This is a genomic window from Microbacterium jejuense, from assembly GCF_019511665.1.
In the GTDB taxonomy this organism is placed as follows: Bacteria; Actinomycetota; Actinomycetes; order Actinomycetales; family Microbacteriaceae; genus Microbacterium; species Microbacterium jejuense_A.
This window is the reverse complement of the sequence record NZ_JAEUAW010000005.1, coordinates 203840-220531: the sequence shown is the minus strand read 5'-3', so window position 1 is coordinate 220531 and position 16692 is coordinate 203840. Positions and strand designations below refer to the sequence as shown.

Below are 16692 nucleotides of genomic sequence, written 5' to 3'. Positions count from 1 at the left end.
TATCGCGACGACTCGCGATAACCCGCTACTCCGAACGCAACAGAAGCGTTAAGGCTTCCCGTGACGCGTCATTCCGCGCCGGCGAGGGCGCGCAGGCGGGTGCCGAGCTCGAGCGGCACGTCCTCCTGCACGTTGTGGCCCGATTCGACCTCGATGAGGGATGCCGCGGGCACCCGCCGCGCGAACTCCGCGGCATCCGCATCCGTGAGATAGCCGCGCGATCCCCGCACGAGCGTCGTGGGGGCGGTGACCGCCGCGAGGTCCTGCCAGCCGGACTCGCCCAGCACCGCCGACACGGCGTCCTGCTGGCGCCGCGCCGCCGCCGCGGCTGCGGGATCGGCCGACATGGCGTTGGCGAGGTGGGCGAAGTGGTGCTTCCACTCCACGCGCCCGTCGGGCCGGACGCGGGAGTTGAAGTACACGCCGCGCGCGGCCTTGCGTCGCGTGCCGCCGCCCAGGCCGAACGACAGCGCGCGGTCGACGAGCTCGTCGCGCGAGGCCCAGTCGACCGGGCCGGCGAAGAACTCGCGGATCTGGCTCGCACCGCCGTCGGGGTCGAGCCCCGGCGTGATGTCGATGACGACGAGCTCGCGCACGAGATCCGGACGGGATGCCGCCACCGCCGCCGCGGTGAGACCGCCGAGCGACTGCCCGACGAGCACCTGCGGGGCGCCGGTCCACGCGTCCATGCCCGCGGCGACGTCGGGGGCGAGCACGCGGGCGACGTACGCGGCGTCCTCGCGCCATGACGAGTCGCCGTGGCCGGGCAGGTCGATCGCGAGCGCGGGCAGGCCGAGGGCGAGGATCGTGGTGTCCCACGTGTGGGCGTTCAGGCCGGCGCCGTGCAGGAACGTGACGACAGGCGCCGCGCCGGCCGCGCCCGCGGGCGTGTACCGCAGGGCGCTCAGCGTCCGCCCGTCGTCCAGCGTCAGTGACAGGCGCTCGCCGCGGGGGACCGCGACGTCCAGCCCGGCCTCCTCTGCCTGCGCGGGGAGGAACGAGAACTCGTCGATGGGGTCGCTCACCCGCTCATTGTGCCCCACGGCGAACCGGCCGGTCGCGGCGGAGGCGCCCGTGGGTAGTCTGGCGTCATGACGGCAGAACACCGCGTGCACCTGTCGCGGGCGGCGCGACCCGCATACCAGGCACTCTCGGCCTTCTCGAAGACCGTCGGCGACCTCGCCGCCGACAACGGCATCGACGACCGGCTCAAAGAGCTCGTCCAGATCCACGCGTCGCAGCTCAACGGCTGCGCCTACTGCGTGCGCGTGCACGTGGAGCGTGCGGTGGCGGCCGGCATCTCGGCGGACGAGATCGCGCAGCTGGCCGTGTGGCGCGACTCGGGCGTGTTCACCGATCGCGAGCGCGCCGGCCTGGAGCTCGCCGAGGCGTACGTCTTCATCCACGACGAGGGCGTTCCCGACGAGGTGTACGACCGCGTCGGCAGCGTGCTCAGCGAGCAGGAGTACGTCGCGCTCAGCTGGATCCTGGTGTCGATCAACGCGTTCAACCGCATCGCGATCGCGGGTCGCTACGGCGTCCCGCCGCGCGACGACCTCGCCGGCGAAGACAAGGACGCCGCGCGAGGCAAGGCCTGGTGACGCCACCGCCCGCCGATCCGGCGGCCGTGCCCGACCCGGTCGTCGCGGGAGCGGTCAACCTGCGGGACGTCGGCGGCCTTCCGGCGGGTACCGCCGTCACGCGTCACGGCGTCCTGTTCCGCTCGGGCAACCTCGCGCGCCTGGACGCCTCCGGCACGCGCGCGCTCGCAGAGCTGCGCCTGCGTCGCATCATCGACCTGCGCGCCGACGACGAGGTCGTGCGCGAGCCCAGCCGCCTGGACGGCGTCGACGTCGTGACGCAGCGCGTGCCCCTGTTCCTCGGGTCGGTGGAGTCGTTCTTCCGCGACGACCTCAGCCTCGACGACATGTACCGGCAGCTGGTGGACGACTCGTCGGCGGGCGTGGTCGAGGTCGTGCGCGGGATCCTCGCGGATCAGCCCGTGCTCGTGCACTGCACGGTCGGCAAGGATCGCACCGGCGTCACCGTCGCCCTGACCCTCGCCGCGGCGGGAGTCGACGCCGACGCCGTGGTCGCCGACTACGCCCGCACCGAGGGGCTGCTGCCGGAGTATCGCAATCGTCGCGTCGTCGAGATGCTGCGGGCGATGCATCCCGAGGCGGTGCACCTCGAGGACCTCGCGACGCGGTCTCCGGCGCCGGTGATGCGGGCGCTGCTGGAGGACGTGACCGGCCGGTACGGGTCGGCCGCCGACTACCTGCGCGCGCACGGGCTCGCCGACGACGAGCTGACCGAGCTGCGGCGCGTCCTGCTGCGGCGGCTCTGAGTCGCGGCATCCCTTCGTTACGGTGTGAGGTAAGGCAACCCTTCGTATGGGGTATTCTGAAGGAGCCATGCCCCACACCACCTCGTCGCAGCCCGTCGTGCACAACGCCTCCGCGTGCCGTTCGTCGCGCCACACGCGCGTGCAGCACCTGATCACGGCCGACGAGTCGTCGCTGGCCGAGCTCGAGGCCGTGCTGGCGACGCTGCCGATCTGCTCGACGGGCCGGGTCTTCATCGAGATCCCGGATGCCTCCTGGCAGGCCGACATCGTCGCGCCCAGCCGCATGGTCGTGACGTGGCTGGACCGCTCGCAGCGCTCGGGTGCTCCGGGAACGGGCCGCGGCTGCGCGTCCGGCGAGGCGCTGTCGCGTGCCGTGACCGCGTGGGCCGACGAGATGCTGTGCGCGGAGGACGACCAGACCCGCATCCACCTGCTGGGCGGCTATCTCGGCACGGCCGACATCGTCGACCACCTGGCCGAGATGGGCATCCGGCCCGAGTCGATCCGCGCTCCCGAGCAGTACGGCCTGACCACCGCCCGCTGAGCCGTCCGGGCCTCGCGCTCGCGCCGCGTCGGCGCGCATCGGTACAGTCGTGCGCATGACGCAGACCGCCGCCGTGCCCGCCGCTCCGTCCGCCGTCGATCCGCGCGACCTGCGCATGCCGGTGTGGGTGGTCGTGTGGCTGTCGATCTCGGCCGTCATCCAGACGTACGACGCCTGCTACGTGCTGCTCGGTCCGCTGTCGCACGCCGGGGGTCCGCTCGCGGGCTTCTGGCCCGGACACGTCTTCTACGGCACGTTCGACCACCGGTACGGCCAGTTCGACGCGTTCGGCAGCGCCCAGAGCTGGGCGAACCTCGTCGAGGTCGTCTTCATCGTGTGGGCGCTGGCACATGCCAAGAAGTGGTCGGGCGTCGTGGTCGGCCTCATCGTGACGGTGGCGACCTTCTGGAAGACCGTCATCTACTTCCTCGTCGAGGCCTCCAGCGGCCTGGAGATGACCCGGCAGTCGCTCGAGCGCGGCGACCTCGTCGGCTTCCTCATGGTCGCCGTCCTGCCGAACCTCTTCTGGATCGTGTTCCCGCTCGCGGTCGTGCTCTCGCTCGGACGCCGCGTGTACCGCGTCGGGCGCGAGGCCGCGGCCTCGGTCGTGCCGGCCGCGGGCGAGACCGCCTGACTCAGGCCGCCCCGCGCGGCACGTAGTTGCCGTCTTCGAGCCCGGCCTCGATCTCGAACCTGTTGCGCAGCGGGTCGCGCCCGGCGAACAGGTACAGCACCGGCATCAGGAAGCCGTAGCGCTGCCACTGGCGCTTGTGCACGGCCTCGTGCCGCAGCAGCGCCGGCGTGAGCGGGCCGTCGCCGGTGAGGAAGCACGCGCCCACGCACGATCCGCCGCGGGGGAACGTCCAGCGCGGCATCCCGCGGAACACCCACAGTCCCTCCCGCTGCTCGACGCGCCCGACGCTCCACAGCGACCCCCAGAGCCAGCCGACCGCGCAGCCGTACCAGTAGCCGACGCGGCTGATCGGCGAGTCGAGCAGGAACGGCGGGATCAGCCGGTCGATGCGGCGACCGCGGATGACCGCGCGTTCGGCGGCGGCGCGCCAGCCGGCAGGGGGCGTCGGGATCGGGCTCACGCGAGCGAGCCGATCACACGCAGGATCGCACCGAGGTCGTCGGTGGCGGCGTCGAGCGAGGCGGGGGAGTAGCCCGCGAGGGATGCCCCGACCAGCGGCACCCGTGCGCGCAGCGCCGATACGGCCGCCGTGAGCTCCGCCACCGTGACGCCGAACGGCTCGGGGTGCGCATTGCCGGCGATCTCGGCCGGATCGAGCGCGTCGATGTCGACGTGGACGTAGACCGCCTCGGCCCCGGTGGCGCTGACGGCGTCAGCGAGCGACTGCGGGTCGCGCAGCGCATCGACGGTCAGCGCGGCGATGCCCCTGTCGGCGACGACGTCGAGCTCGGGCTCGTCGAACGACCGGGCGCCGCCGACGACGATGCGGTCGGCCGAGATCGTGCCCGCGGGCAGTGACAGCCCCGGATCGCCGTCGCCGATGACGGCGCGCAGCACCATGCCCGCGAACGCACCGGACGGCGACGTCGCGGGGGAGTTGAGGTCGGGGTGCGCGTCGATCCACACCACCGCGAGTCCCGGCGCGCGGCGCGCCGCGTGCGCGATGGGGGCGAGGGCGACGCCGCAGTCGCCGCCGATCGTCAGCACCGCCTCGTCGGGCGCGGTGGCGTGGTGCGCGTCGAGGGCGTCGGCGACGAGCCCGTGTACGCGCTGCAGGGCCGAGAGACGGTGGATGCCGCTGCCCAGCGACTCCCCGGCCTCCATCGGCACCTCCAGCACGGTGGTGGCCGAGCGCGGCAGGTCACCGGCGATCGCCTGCGCCCCGTCGATCAGCTGCATCGCCCGCGACGAGGGGCTGCCCTGCCACTGCGGAACCACGAGGTATCGCGTCATCCCCTCATCTTCGCGCACCGCCCGGCCGCCGGCATCCGATCGGGGCACGCCCACGGCGAACGGCGCGTTCGGTTCCCCGAGGCGCCGCCGCGTGGCCCGCGGTCGCCCCGCCACACGATCGGATCCGCAGGAGCGGACGTCGACGCCGACACGCCGGCCGCGGCGTCGCCCGCCTCGGCGTGTCGCTCGCAGCATCCGCACGAGCGGAGCCGATTCTGTGCACGCACGACGGGTCGAACGCTGCTCCGCGAGAACGCCGGGCATGCGAAGGGCGCCGGGCCCGTGCGGACCCGGCGCCCTTCGGCGCGGAGCGTTACTGCCCGATCGCGGCCTGCGACGACGAGCCGCCGGTCTTCAGCGCGGCCAGGCGCGCCTCGACCTCGGTGAGCTCGCCGACGTCCTCGAGGGCGTTGAACTGCGCGTCGAGAGTGGATGCCGCCAGCTCCTGCTTGCCGGCCGCGAGGGCCTCCTGGCGGCGGACCTTGTCTTCGAAGCGGCCGAGCTCGCTGGTCGGGTCGAGCACGTCGATCGACTTGACCGCGTCGTGCACCTTGTTCTGCGCCTCGGCGGTCTTGGCACGCGCGAGCAGCTCGGAGCGCTTGGCCTTCAGCTGCTCCAGCTTCTGCTTCATGCCGTTGAGGCCGTCCTTGAGCTTGTCGACGACCTCGTTCTGCGTGGCGATGGTCGGCGCGATCGCCTTCGCCTCGTTCTCTTCGCTGATCTGGCGCTGCAGCGCGATCTTGGCGAGGTTGTCGAACTTGTCGGCGTCGGTGGTGTTGCCCGCCGCGCGCAGCTCGTCGGCCTTGCGGCTGGCCGCGAGCGCCTTGTTGCCCCACTCGGCGGCCGCCTGCACGTCCTCCTGGTGGTCGCGCTCGAGCAGGCGCAGGTTGCCGATCGTCTCGGCGATGGCCGACTCGGCGTCGGCGATCGAGTTGGTGTAGTCGCGCACCAGCTGGTCGAGCATCTTCTGTGGGTCCTCGGCGGAGTCGAGGAGCGCGTTGATGTTCGCCTTCATGAGGGTCGAGATGCGACCGAAGATGGACTGCTTCGCCATCGGTTTTCCTTTCATCGGACTTCAGGCCTATCGGATTTCGGGTTCAGTGAGGATCGTGGATGCCGCGGCCCGGTGCCGCGGTGCGGTCGAACGTGCGGGGTCAGAAGCGACCACCTCCCCGGCGGGCGCGCGTGCCGCCGCCGCCGAAGCTGCCGGGGCGCATGCCGCCTCCGCCTCCGCCGCCGCCGAACATGCCGCCGAGGCCTCCGGACGAGCGTCCGCCTCCGCCCCCGCCGCTGAGGAGCGAGTTGATGACGATGCCGCCGAGCACCGCACCGAGCATGCCGTTGTTGCCGCCGCCACCGCCTCCGCCGCCGAACATGCCGCCGTCGCCGCCGAACGAGCCCACGTCGTTCTGCGCGAGCTGGATGGCCTGCGCCGCGAGCTGGTCGGCGCGCTGCGCCTGCTGCATCGCCTGCTGCGGGTCGGACGCCTGCAGCGACTGTGCGCGCGCGAGCGATGCTCCCGCCTCGGCGAGCCGCGTGCGGGCGTCGGCGCCGACGGCCCCGCGTCGTGCCGTGATGTAGTCCTCAGCGGTCGAGACCTGGGCCTGCGCCTGCATCATGACCTGGCCGACCATCTGGCGTGCGCGCTCGGCCTGGGCCGCGGCATCCCGGATGCCCTTCATGAGCGCGTCGATCTGCTCGTTGGCGGCTTCGAGCGTCTGCAGCGCGACGAGCGGACGCTTCGCCGTGCCGACGAGCTGGGCGCGGGCGGTCTCGAGCTGCTGCGTGGTGGAGGCGATCACGCCGGCCACGCGTCCGTCGGCGTCGGGGAGGGCCGACGCGGCCGCGATGTCGCCTTGGAGCTCCGTCACCAGCGCGGCGGCATTGCGCTCGCCGGCGGCGAGGTCGTCCGCCAGCTTGCCGATCGCGTTCTCGAGCAGGGTCGCCTGTGCGACCGCCTCTTCCGCGGCGCGGATGCCGACCGCGGCCTCGCCGCCGTCGCCCGCGCCGATCGCGGCCTGCGCGGCGGTGAGCTGCTCGTCGGCGAAGGCCAGGCGCTGCTGGGCCTGCGCGGGGTTGTCGGCGACGGTCGCGAGCGCCTCCGGGGCGTACGACGCCTGCAGCTCGCGCAGCCGGGCGGATGCCTGATCGAGGGATGCCGCGGCCTTCGTCCGCTCGTCCTGCACGCGTCGCAGCGCCTCGGGGGCGTTCTGCTCCAGCTTGCGCAGCTCGTCGAAGGCGGCGGCCTTCTCGTCGAGGAGGGTGTTGGCCGCCTCGCACAGCGCGATGATCCGCTCGTTCCACGCGCGCGTGTCTTCGGGGGAGTCCGGCACTTCGTCGTCGAGCTTCTGCTTGAGGCCGAACGCCTCGTCCAGGCCCTTCTGGGCGCTGGCGATGGCCGCCTCGAACTCGGTGGTGGCGGCATCCCCGAACTGCGCCTTCGCGAAGCCGAGCTCTTGCGCGCTGGTCTTCAACGCGTCGTCGGTCTCGACGAGCAGCGACGACGCGCGCCGCTGCAGCTCCTCGATGCTCACCTGCGGTGCACCCGCGGGTCCGGGAGCGACGGCACCCTTCTTGCGGCGCCGCAGGAAGATCACCAGCAGCACGACCGCGACGCCGACGACGACGATCACGAGCAGCCAGGTCAGCCACGACGAGCCGCCCGAGGCGTCGGAGCCGACCGCGCCGGAGCCGCCGCCCTGCGCGTCGGTGAGGCCGTCGGCGGCCGCATCGACGGCGCCCAGCCAGTCGTCCTGGCGCAGCGCAGGCTGGATGCGCGTCTGCTCGATCGCGTCGAGCTGCTCGTCGCTGATCGGTCCGGACGAGTCGCCCGACAGGTAGTACTGGCGGCCCTCGGTCGCGACGGCGAGGAGGTACTGCGTGACGCCGAGACCGTTGTCTGCGGCGGTCTGGTTCGCCCAGTCGGCGGCGCTCGACGGATCGGTGAACTGATCGACGTAGACGACCCACAGGTCCAGTCCGGTGTCGGTCTTCAGCTGCTCGAGCCGCTCCTGCGCGGCGGTCTCGTCGCTCGACGACAGCACGCCTGCGTCGTCGAGCACGTAGCCGTCGCCCAGCGTGACGGGGGCTGTGGCCGCCGCCGCTCCGCCGATCGCCGTGACCGCGACAACCGCAGCAGACACGAGCGCTGCAGTCCATCGCAGACGCATCGAAACCCCCTTCGGGACCGGGTCCCCTTCCGGCGAGTCTATTCAGCCGCGCCGACGTGACGGTAGCTCGGCACCCCCTCCCCAGGTGTGTGTTCGCCGAGAACGTACGTTCTCGCCGACGACGCACGTCAGATGCGTCGGCGAGATGCGTGCTCGGCGGGGACGCACGTCGTCGACGGGGGAGGGAGCGTCGCTGCGGGGCCGCGGAGGCGGGAGCGGGTAGCGTGTCGGGTTCGGAGGAGACGATGGACGATCGCTACGGCGCCGACGTGCTGGCCACGGGATGGAAGGGTCACGGGGTGCGCGAGCTGCCGCGTGTGGCGGCATCCCGCGATCTCGTCGTGGAGGTCGCCGACGACGGCTTCTGCGGCGCGGTGGTCGATGTGACCGGCGGCATGGTCGAGCTGGAGGACCGCCGCGGCCGGCGCCGCATGTTCCCGCTCGGCGCCGGGTTCCTCATCGACGGCCGCGACGTCGTGCTCGGCCCGCCCGCGGCCGCGCCCGTCGCCAAGGGGCCGCAGCGCACCGCATCGGGCTCCTTCGCGGCACCCGACTCCCGCGCCCGCACCGCGCGGGCGAGCCGCATCTTCGTCGAGGGCCGGCACGACGCCGAGCTCGTCGAGAAGGTGTGGGGCGACGACCTGCGCGCCGAAGGCGTCGTCGTCGAGTACCTGCAGGGCATCGACCTGCTGGACTCCGCGCTGGACGAGGAGCCGCCGTTGGCCGGCCGCCGCTACGGGGTGCTGGTCGACCACCTCGTGCCGGGATCCAAGGAGTCCCGCATCGCCGACGCGATCGCCCGCGGCCGCCACGGCGCGCACGTGCTGATCGTCGGGCATCCCTGGATCGACGTGTGGCAGTGCGTCACGCCGCGCGCCATGGGCATCGAGCGCTGGCCCGACGTGCCGCGCGGCATCGAGTTCAAGGTCGGCGTGTGCCGAGCCCTCGGCTGGCCCGCACGCGATCAGGCCGACCTCGCCCGCGCGTGGCAGCGCATCCTCTCGCGCGTGAACAGCTACCGCGACCTCGAGCCTGCATTCCTCGGCCGCGTCGAGGAGCTCATCGACTTCGTGACGTCGCCGTCCTGAGTGGATGCCGGCACCGCCGCCGACCGTGTCGCCGCCGGCGGGAGCCGGTCGTTGCGCGGAGCGCGCTCTGGCGCGCGCAGACGAAACGTCCTCCGGCAGGGGACCGGCGCAGCGGCGTCCGACGCGCTCGGTAGCCTGGAGGGGTGACCGACGCAGCCACGCCTTCCCCCGAACCCCGCACCTACCGCGACAAGCCAGTGTCGTTCGTGCGCCGCAGCGGGCGCATGTCGGAGGCGCAGGAGCGGGCGTGGACCGAGCTCGCGCCGCGGTACGTGCTCGAGTCTCCGCGCGACCGCGCGTCGACCAGCATCCGTCCGGGGTCGGCGATCGACCCGGCAGCGGTGTGGGGGCGTGAGGCGCCACTGGTCGTCGAGATCGGCTCGGGGCAGGGGCACGCGATCGTCCACGCCGCGACCTCTCGGCCCGACACGGACTTCCTCGCCATCGAGGTGTTCCGCGCGGGGCTCGCACGGACCATGCTCGACGCCGACCGTGCGGGCGCACGCAATCTGCGCCTCGTCGAGGCGAACGCGCCCGAGGTGCTGCAGCACCTGCTGCCGCCGGCATCCGTCGATGAGCTGTGGGTCTTCTTCCCCGACCCGTGGCACAAGAAGAAGCACACGAAGCGACGCCTCGTCACACCCGAGTTCGCCGCGATCGCCGCGAACGCGCTGAAGGACGGCGGCACGCTGCGCCTCGCCACGGACTGGGAGGACTACGCGCTGCAGATGCGCGAGGTCATGTCGGCCGCCCCCGACTTCACGGCGACCTTCGACGGGGAGTGGGCGCCGCGGTTCGAGGGGCGTGTGCTCACGGCCTTCGAGCGCAAGGGCGCGCGCGTCGGGCGCGACATCCGCGACCTGTCGTATCGCCGCGCCTCCCGGACATGACCGGCACGCCAGGACCCATGACCGGCCCGGTGCCGCTGCCGGAGTCCGTCCCCGACACCGCGCGCCGCGACCCGTGGCGCTTCGTCCGCCCGCTGTCGCACCGCGACTTCCGCATGCTGTTCGGCGCCGTCGTGCTGTCGATCTTCGGCGCGGGCATGTGGGCGGTCGTCATGGTCTACACCGTCATCGGTGCTGGCGGCGGGCCGATCGAGCTGTCCCTCGTGGCCGCGGCGAACGCGGTGGGCCGGCTCGCCTGCGCGATCCCCGGCGGCATCGCCGCCGACCGCCTCCCGCGCCGGCTCATCCTGCGCGTCGTCGAGCTGCTCAACCTGCTGGCGATCACGTCGGTCGCCGTCGCCGGCGCGTTCGGCGCCGTGACGATCCCGCACCTCACGATCGTGGCGTTCGTGCTCGGCGCGGGCGCCGGGTTCTTCTACCCCGCCTACAGCGCGATCCTGCCGCGCATCCTGCCGCCGACGCAGCTGCTCGCCGCCAACGGGCTCGAGGGCGCCGTCCGGCCCGCCCTGCAGCAGGCGGCCGGACCGGCGGCCGCCGGCGTCATCGTCGCGGCGGTGCTCGCGCCGGCGCACGCGGCGTGGGGCATCGTCGCCGCGCACGCCCTCGCCCTCGTGCTGCTGCTCTTCGTGCGCCCCGAGCCTCCGGCCGACACCGACGCGCCCTCCGAGGCGCCCGAGGGCGTGCGAGGCGTGCTGCACGACCTGCGCGAGGCCGTGGGCTTCACGGTCCGCACGCCGTGGCTGCTGTGGACGCTGCTGTTCGCGACCGGCTGGGTGCTCGTGTTCCTCGGCCCCGAGGAGGTGCTGCTGCCGTTCGTGACGCGGGAGCGCATCGGGGAGGATCCGCGGCTGTTCGGATTCCTGCTGGCGATCTACGGCGTCGGCGGCGTGCTGGGCTCCATCGTCGTGTCGTCGCTGAAGCTGCCGCGGCGGTACCTCACGGTGATGATGGGCGTGTGGGGGGTGAGCACGCTGCCGTTCGCGGTCGTGGGCATCACGCACGAGTACTGGCTCATGGCCGTGTGCCTGTTCCTCGTCGGCTTCGGATTCAGCTACGGCAACGTGATCTGGGGAACGCTCCTGCAGCGACGCGTGCCGCGGCACATGCTCGGGCGCATCTCGAGCCTCGACTTCTTCGTATCGCTCGCCCTCATGCCGCTGTCGATGGCGCTCGCCGGCCCCCTCGCCGCCGTCGTGCCGATCGAGGCGATCTTCATCGCGGCGGGCGTCATCCCGCTGATCCTGGGCACGATCGCGTACCTCGTCGCGCGCATGCCGAAGGACGAGCTCGCCCACCCCCTCGACCACTGACACGACGCCGCAGGAGCCCGCGCATGCCCGCACACCCCGACGCCGCCCCCGTGCCGATCCCGGTCCGCTGGTCGTGGCGGCTGGCGCCGGCGCTCGTGGTGTGCCTGGCGGCGCCCGCGTTCTTCGTCGTGCGGGTCGCGTGGCTCGGGTGGCTGCTGCTGGCCGCGGGCCTCGCGATCGCGTGGACCCTGGAGCGAAGGGATGCCGCCACCCGGCCGGCCTCCGTCGAGGCGGCCACCCCGGCCGCCGGCATCCGCGCGCCCTCGCTCACGCGCGACCTGTCGCTCATCGCGGCGGGCCTGCTGGTGGTGAGCGCGATCTCGCTGAAGGCCGAGCTCGACGATCTCGCGATGCTGCGGTTCGCGCTCGCCCTCGCGGGAGCGGTGGCGGTGCCGTGCGCGCTGTCGCGGTGGGTCTACCGGGATCGGGCGATCCGGTTCCCGTGGCGGGGCGGCGGACGCTGGACGACGTTCCAGTGGGTGTGGCTGGCGGCGGTGCTGGTGCTCGGCTGGCTGATCCTGCCGTTCTACTTCATCACGTCGGGGGTCTACCTCAACTGGCCCGTCGTCGACACGCCGGAGCTCATCGCGCGGCTGTTCGTGGGCGTCGGCGCCGTGGGCATCTGGGACGAGCTCTTCTTCATCTGCACGTGCTTCGCGCTGCTGCGACGGCACTTCGCGTTCTGGCAGGCGAACGTGCTGCAGGCGGTCGTGTTCGTCTCGTTCCTGTGGGAGCTCGGCTACCAGGCCTGGGGACCCGTGCTCACCATCCCGTTCGCCCTGCTGCAGGGGTTCATCTTCATGAAGACGCGCTCGCTCGCGTACGTCGTGACGGTGCATCTGCTCTTCGACGCCGTGGTGTTCCTCGTCCTCGTGCACGCGCACAACCCCGGCCTGCTGGACGGCTTCTTCCTGGTCTGACGCGCTGCCCAGGCGGTGCCCAGGCCGCTCGGCTAGGCTGGGCCGCAGACCCCGACAGGGTCTCCGGACGACGGATCAGTACCCGGTGCGCGACAAGACTGGCCAGGAGGCACAGTCATGTCGTGGGTCATCCTCATCCTCTCGGGCGTGCTCGAAGCCGTGTGGGCCACCGCGCTCGGAAAGTCCGAGGGCTTCACGAAGCTCTGGCCGAGCGTCGTCTTCGGCGTCGCGCTGGTCGCCAGCATGGGCGGCCTCGCGTGGGCCATGCGCGACATCTCGACCGGCACCGCCTACGCGGTGTGGGTCGGCATCGGCGCGGCGCTCACGGTCGGCTACGCGATGATCACGGGAGCGGAGCCGTTCTCGATCGTCCGGCTGCTGCTGATCCTGGGGCTCGTCGGCTGCGTCGTCGGCCTCAAGCTCGTCGGCCACGAGTAGCCGGTCCGCGCCCGAGGCGCGGCATCCACTTCCCGGCACGGTGACGCGCCATGATGGGATCGCCGTGAGGAGGAACCGGATGCCTGAGACCAGCGCCGCGCCGTCGCCCAGTGTGCAGCGTCTGCTCGTCATGTCGGTGCCGGCGCTGCTCATCGGCGTCGCGTCGGCCGTGATGCTGTGGCTGCTCGACACCGTGTCGGGGTGGCTGCAGGACCTGCTGTGGACGACCGTGCCCGCGTGGTTCGGCGCGACCGAGGCGACGCCGTGGTGGATCTTCACGGTGCTGACGCTCACCGGTGCGCTCGTCGGCCTGGTGGTGTGGCTGGTGCCCGGCCACGCGGGGCCCGATTCGGCGACGACGAGCCTGGTGGATGCGCCGCCGCCGCTCGCCGTGCTGCCGAGCATCCTCCTCGCCGTGGTCCTGGGCTTGGCCGGAGGCGTCAGCCTGGGCCCCGAGAACCCGATCATCGCGGTCAACGCCGGGATCGCGGTCGCCGCGATGGCGAGGTTCTCGAGGGCGGTCCCTCCGACGCTCGTGGTGACGCTGGCCTCGTCGGCGACGATCGGCGCGCTGTTCGGCACGCCCGTGGCCGCGGCGCTCGTGTTCACCGGCGCGGTCGCCGCGGCCAAGGGCGGCGGCGAGCTGTGGGACAAGCTGTTCCTCCCGGTGGCCGCCGCGGGCGCGGGCGCCGTCACGATGCACGTGCTCGGGGGCAGCTCGATCTCGTTCCAGATGACTCCGATCGCGCAGGCCGACGGCCTCATGCTGCTCGAGGGCGTGCTCGTGGCGGCCGTGTCGGCGGCCGTCGGCATCGTCGCGGCCTGGGCGCTGCCTCTCGCGCACCGGTTGTTCCACGGGCTGCGCAACCCCGTGCTCATCAGCCTCGCGGGCGGCGCCGTGCTCGGCCTGCTGGGCGTCCTCGGCGGTCCGATGACTCTCTTCAAGGGGCTCGACCAGACGGCGATGCTGATCACGGACCCCGGCGACTACACGGCAGGGCAGCTCGCGCTCTTCGCGGGTGTGAAGATCGTCGCGCTCGTCGTCGCGGCGGCCGCGGGCTTCCGCGGCGGCAGGATCTTCCCGGCCGTCTTCGTCGGCGTGGCGATCGGTCTGCTCGCGCACTCCCTGCTGCCCGGCATCCCGATCTCGCTCGCGGTCGCGTGCGGCACCCTGGGCATCGTGCTGGTCGCGACGCGCGACGGCTGGATCGCGATGTTCGTGGGGGCGGCTCTGGTCGGCGACCCGATCGTGCTGCCCATGCTGTGCATCATCGTGCTGCCGATCTGGCTCATCGTCATGAAGGCGCCGGAGCTGATCGTCAGGCCGAGCGCGGCGGCGGCACTGGCGACCTGAGCCCTCAGAACGGGGCGGGCGGCGTGAGCGGCGCGGCCCCGGGCGAGCTCGTCACGGCCGCCGAGACGCCGCGATCGGCGAAGTCCGCCGCGAGCGCGCGCACCACGTCGGCGCTCACGGTCACGCCGTGGGCCGGATGGTGCCAGAACTGGACGACGGCGATGACCCGTTCGGGGCTGACGCCGGTGGGCAGCGCGCGGACGGCCTCGTGCGCGTGCACGCCGTCGACAGCCGCGACGGCCCGGGCGAGAGCGTCGAGCACCGTGTCGAGGGACTCGCCTGCACCGCGACTCACCCGGACCTGGACCTCGCTGCGGCGGGCGCGGTGGGTCGAGTGGTTCACGACCGAATCGCCCAGGAGCTTCGCGTTGGGCACGTGCACGGTGCGGCCGTCGGCCGTGACGAGGATGACGGACCGCGTGTTGAGCTCGGTGACCGTGCCGGTGATCGCACCGTCGGGCGCGTCGACCTGGATCTCGTCGCCGACGCGCACCGGATGGCGCGACTGGATCAGCACGCTCGCCGCGAAGTTGTCGGCCGTGCCGCGCAGCACGAGCACGGCGACCACGCCCACGATGATGACGACGGCAAGGAGAGGCTGCACGTTCGCGCCGAGCGCCACCAGACCCAGCCCGACGGCGAGGGCGAGGATGACGTACTGCGTGATGCGGGCGACGGGCGCGGCGTAGACGTGCGCGAACTCAGGCCCCCGCGCGAACACCGCGAGCACGCCGCGACGCGCGAAGTGGGCGAGCACCCACCCGACCACGACGATGATGATCGCGACGAGCACCTGCCACCACTGGATGCCTGCCACCAGTGCCGTGATGTCGGTGTCCGCGATCTGCCGCACGCCCTCACGCTAGGGCCGGTCCGCGCCGGGATGTGGATGCCGCACCGCACGCCGTCGTGACGACGCCGCGCCGCGAAACAGCGGCGACGCGGCGGCGTCACCGATAGGTTCGTCGCAGACTCGGTGGACCAGCAACGATGGATCCCGATACGAAGGAGGCGTCCGTGCAACGACCCCTGGCAGGGCTCACCCGACGCAACATCGGCCGTGAGCTCCTCGCAGGCGTGACATTGATCGCGATCGCCATCCCCCTCAACATCGGCTACGCGCAGATCGCGGGCCTGCCGCCGACGGCGGGGCTGTATGCCCTGATCGTGCCGACGCTGGTCTACGCGCTGGTGGTGTCGTCGCGCCAGCTGGTGCTCTCGCCGGACGCCGCGGCCGCCGCCCTGGTCGCCTCGTCGCTCGGCGGACTGGCCACGGCCGGCAGCGCCGACTACTCCACGCTCGCCCTCGCGCAGGCGATCATCTGCGGCGTCATGTTCCTGCTGATGTCGGTCTTCAAGCTGGGGTTCCTCGCCAACTTCCTCTCCAAGCCGATCCTGGTCGGCTTCGTCGGAGGTCTGGCGCTCGACATCCTCGTGAGTCAGATTGCCAAGATGCTCGGCGTCAAGATCGACTCGGGCGGCGAGTTCGTCGACAAGGTCGGCGATCTGATCGGGGGGATCGGCACCGTCAACCTGTGGTCGCTCGTGATCTCGGTGGCGTCCGTGGCGGTGCTGATCGTCGGCGCGCGGTTCTTCAGAGCGGTGCCGTGGGCCCTGGTCGTGCTCATCATCTCGACCGTGGCCGTCGTCCTCGCCGAACTCGACAAGCAGGGCGTCGACGTGCTCGGCGATGTGCCGGCGGGGCCGCCGACGCTCACGTGGCCCATCATCGACTGGACGATGTGGCTCGCGCTCATCCCGTCGGCCATCGCGCTCACGCTCGTGACGACGGCCGAGGGCCTGCTGGTCTCGCGGTCGTACGGCGAGAAGCACGGGTACCCGTTCCACGCCAACCGCGACCTCTTCGCCTTTGGCCTGAGCAACATCGTGGCAGGCACGCAGGCCAGCTTCGCGATGGGCTCGTCCACGTCGCGGACCGCCGCGATGGATTCGGCCGGCTCCCGCACGCAGCTGCCGTCGATCGTGCTCGCCGTCGGCACGCTCCTGCTCCTGCTGTTCGGCACCGCCCTGCTCGCCGACATCCCTTCGCCGGCGATCGGAGCCGTGGTCGGTGTGGCCGTTCTGCCACTCCTGGGCATCAAGGAGTTCCGGCAGCTGTGGAAGCAGGATCGCTTCGAGTTCGCGGTCGGCGCGGTGTGCTTCCTCGTGACCCTCTTCGTCGGCGCGATCCCCGGCATCGTCGTCGCCTTCGTCCTCGCGCTCATCAACCTGGCGAAGCGCGCCGCCAACCCCGCCATCGATGTGCTGGAGTCCGACGGCGATCCGAAGCAGTCGCTGCTCGACGAGGCGACCTCGGGCGAGAGCACCGCGCCGGGCGTCGTCGTGGTGCGGCTCGCCGCGCCGCTGTTCTTCGCGAACGGCGCGGTCTTCACGGCGGCGGTCAAGAAGGCCGTGACCGAGGCATCCGATCCAGTCCATCACGTGGTGATCGACCTGGAGGCGGTCAGCGATGTCGACGTGACCGGCGCCGAGGCGTTCGCCTCGCTCGAGGACTGGTTGAAGGCCCAGGGGGTCAGCCTGGCCTTCAGCCGCGCGCGTCCGCGCACCAAGGCACGCCTGCAGAAGCTCGGCCTGCTCTCGGACCAGACGTTCTACGCGACCAACCGTGCGGCTGTGGTGGCGCTGGCCGGATCGGCTCCTCCCCAGGGCTGATCGTCCGCGCCGG

General features: G+C 72.3%; 17 protein-coding genes and 1 riboswitch. Of the genes, 11 read left to right on the top strand and 6 right to left on the bottom strand.

The genetic code is table 11. The features are described from left to right. Positions 1-68: 68 nt before the first annotated feature. Positions 69-1025 (bottom strand): alpha/beta fold hydrolase, encoded by a 957-nt coding sequence (locus JNB62_RS08805; protein WP_220300492.1) that lies wholly within the window; start codon positions 1023-1025, stop codon positions 69-71. 66 nt (positions 1026-1091) lie between these two features. On the opposite strand from JNB62_RS08805, the gene JNB62_RS08800 reads away from it, so the two are divergent. From JNB62_RS08800 to JNB62_RS08785, 4 genes are all read left to right on the top strand, one after another. After that, positions 1092-1601, top strand: coding sequence for a carboxymuconolactone decarboxylase family protein (locus JNB62_RS08800; protein WP_220300491.1), 510 nt, complete (start codon positions 1092-1094; stop codon positions 1599-1601). Next, positions 1595-2347, top strand: a complete 753-nt coding sequence (locus JNB62_RS08795) for a tyrosine-protein phosphatase (RefSeq protein ID WP_222855901.1) — start codon at positions 1595-1597, stop codon at positions 2345-2347. The genes JNB62_RS08800 and JNB62_RS08795 overlap by 7 nt, the downstream gene beginning before the upstream one ends. 67 nt (positions 2348-2414) lie before the next feature. Continuing rightward, on the top strand, positions 2415-2891 hold the full coding sequence (locus JNB62_RS08790; RefSeq protein WP_220300490.1) for an SIP domain-containing protein: 477 nt from the start codon (positions 2415-2417) through the stop codon (positions 2889-2891). Between the two features lie 55 nt (positions 2892-2946). Continuing rightward, a complete protein-coding gene (locus JNB62_RS08785) occupies positions 2947-3525 on the top strand; it encodes a hypothetical protein (RefSeq protein ID WP_220300489.1) in 579 nt (192 codons plus the stop codon). Position 3526: 1 nt separating this feature from the next. Here JNB62_RS08785 and JNB62_RS08780 read toward each other — a convergent pair whose 3' ends face one another. From JNB62_RS08780 to JNB62_RS08765, 4 genes are all read right to left on the bottom strand, one after another. Then, positions 3527-3985, bottom strand: a complete 459-nt coding sequence (locus tag JNB62_RS08780) for a Fe-S oxidoreductase (protein ID WP_220300488.1) — start codon at positions 3983-3985, stop codon at positions 3527-3529. Then, a complete protein-coding gene (locus tag JNB62_RS08775) occupies positions 3982-4818 on the bottom strand; it encodes an arginase family protein (RefSeq protein WP_220300487.1) in 837 nt (278 codons plus the stop codon). Before JNB62_RS08775 ends, JNB62_RS08780 begins: the two co-directional genes overlap by 4 nt. Before the next feature lie 313 nt (positions 4819-5131). Further along, positions 5132-5872 carry a PspA/IM30 family protein gene (locus JNB62_RS08770; protein WP_220300486.1) on the bottom strand — a complete coding sequence of 247 codons (741 nt, stop codon included), beginning with the start codon at positions 5870-5872 and terminating at the stop codon, positions 5132-5134. Positions 5873-5972: 100 nt separating this feature from the next. Then, positions 5973-7988 carry a TPM domain-containing protein gene (locus JNB62_RS08765; RefSeq protein ID WP_220300485.1) on the bottom strand — a complete coding sequence of 672 codons (2016 nt, stop codon included), beginning with the start codon at positions 7986-7988 and terminating at the stop codon, positions 5973-5975. Positions 7989-8233: 245 nt separating this feature from the next. Here JNB62_RS08765 and JNB62_RS08760 point away from each other — a divergent pair, with 245 nt between their 5' ends. The 6 genes from JNB62_RS08760 to JNB62_RS08735 all read left to right on the top strand — a co-directional run bounded on the left by JNB62_RS08760 (position 8234) and on the right by JNB62_RS08735 (position 14006). Then, positions 8234-9076 (top strand): DUF3097 domain-containing protein, encoded by an 843-nt coding sequence (locus JNB62_RS08760; protein WP_220300484.1) that lies wholly within the window; start codon positions 8234-8236, stop codon positions 9074-9076. 224 nt (positions 9077-9300) lie between these two features. Continuing rightward, a complete protein-coding gene (gene trmB, locus JNB62_RS08755) occupies positions 9301-9966 on the top strand; it encodes a tRNA (guanosine(46)-N7)-methyltransferase TrmB (RefSeq protein WP_222855899.1) in 666 nt (221 codons plus the stop codon). A 17-nt stretch (positions 9967-9983) separates the two neighbouring features. Next, complete coding sequence (locus JNB62_RS08750; protein WP_220300575.1) at positions 9984-11294, top strand: MFS transporter; 1311 nt, start codon at positions 9984-9986, stop codon at positions 11292-11294. Positions 11295-11317: 23 nt separating this feature from the next. Further along, the gene (locus tag JNB62_RS08745) at positions 11318-12214 is read left to right on the top strand and encodes a CPBP family intramembrane glutamic endopeptidase (protein ID WP_220300482.1); all 897 of its coding nucleotides are present in this window, start codon (positions 11318-11320) and stop codon (positions 12212-12214) included. A 42-nt stretch (positions 12215-12256) separates the two neighbouring features. Further along, a riboswitch (guanidine-III (ykkC-III) riboswitch) is annotated at positions 12257-12321 on the top strand. Positions 12322-12331: 10 nt separating this feature from the next. Further along, positions 12332-12652 (top strand): DMT family transporter, encoded by a 321-nt coding sequence (locus JNB62_RS08740; protein ID WP_220300481.1) that lies wholly within the window; start codon positions 12332-12334, stop codon positions 12650-12652. 79 nt (positions 12653-12731) lie between these two features. After that, positions 12732-14006 carry an ion channel protein gene (locus tag JNB62_RS08735; RefSeq protein WP_220300480.1) on the top strand — a complete coding sequence of 425 codons (1275 nt, stop codon included), beginning with the start codon at positions 12732-12734 and terminating at the stop codon, positions 14004-14006. A gap of 4 nt (positions 14007-14010) precedes the next feature. Here the strand turns inward: JNB62_RS08735 and JNB62_RS08730 are convergent, their stop codons facing one another. Beyond that, positions 14011-14859: a mechanosensitive ion channel domain-containing protein gene (locus JNB62_RS08730; RefSeq protein WP_220300479.1), complete on the bottom strand. Its 849-nt coding sequence runs from the start codon at positions 14857-14859 to the stop codon at positions 14011-14013. Between the two features lie 164 nt (positions 14860-15023). On the opposite strand from JNB62_RS08730, the gene JNB62_RS08725 reads away from it, so the two are divergent. Further along, positions 15024-16679, top strand: a complete 1656-nt coding sequence (locus JNB62_RS08725; protein ID WP_220300478.1) for a SulP family inorganic anion transporter — start codon at positions 15024-15026, stop codon at positions 16677-16679. Positions 16680-16692: the final 13 nt, after the last annotated feature.

Bases quoted from the DNA above. Each gene is read 5' to 3' on its own strand.
- JNB62_RS08790 (WP_220300490.1), top strand. From the start codon at position 2,415: ATGCCCCACACCACCTCGTCGCAGCCCGTCGTGCACAACGCCTCCGCG.
- JNB62_RS08800 (WP_220300491.1), top strand. From the start codon at position 1,092: ATGACGGCAGAACACCGCGTGCACCTGTCGCGGGCGGCGCGACCCGCA.
- JNB62_RS08785 (WP_220300489.1), top strand. From the start codon at position 2,947: ATGACGCAGACCGCCGCCGTGCCCGCCGCTCCGTCCGCCGTCGATCCG.
- JNB62_RS08740 (WP_220300481.1), top strand. From the start codon at position 12,332: ATGTCGTGGGTCATCCTCATCCTCTCGGGCGTGCTCGAAGCCGTGTGG.
- JNB62_RS08770 (WP_220300486.1), bottom strand. From the start codon at position 5,872: ATGGCGAAGCAGTCCATCTTCGGTCGCATCTCGACCCTCATGAAGGCG.
- JNB62_RS08760 (WP_220300484.1), top strand. From the start codon at position 8,234: ATGGACGATCGCTACGGCGCCGACGTGCTGGCCACGGGATGGAAGGGT.
- JNB62_RS08765 (WP_220300485.1), bottom strand. From the start codon at position 7,988: ATGCGTCTGCGATGGACTGCAGCGCTCGTGTCTGCTGCGGTTGTCGCG.
- trmB (WP_222855899.1), top strand. From the start codon at position 9,301: ATGTCGGAGGCGCAGGAGCGGGCGTGGACCGAGCTCGCGCCGCGGTAC.
- JNB62_RS08750 (WP_220300575.1), top strand. From the start codon at position 9,984: ATGACCGGCCCGGTGCCGCTGCCGGAGTCCGTCCCCGACACCGCGCGC.
- JNB62_RS08735 (WP_220300480.1), top strand. From the start codon at position 12,732: ATGCCTGAGACCAGCGCCGCGCCGTCGCCCAGTGTGCAGCGTCTGCTC.
- JNB62_RS08745 (WP_220300482.1), top strand. From the start codon at position 11,318: ATGCCCGCACACCCCGACGCCGCCCCCGTGCCGATCCCGGTCCGCTGG.
- JNB62_RS08775 (WP_220300487.1), bottom strand. From the start codon at position 4,818: ATGACGCGATACCTCGTGGTTCCGCAGTGGCAGGGCAGCCCCTCGTCG.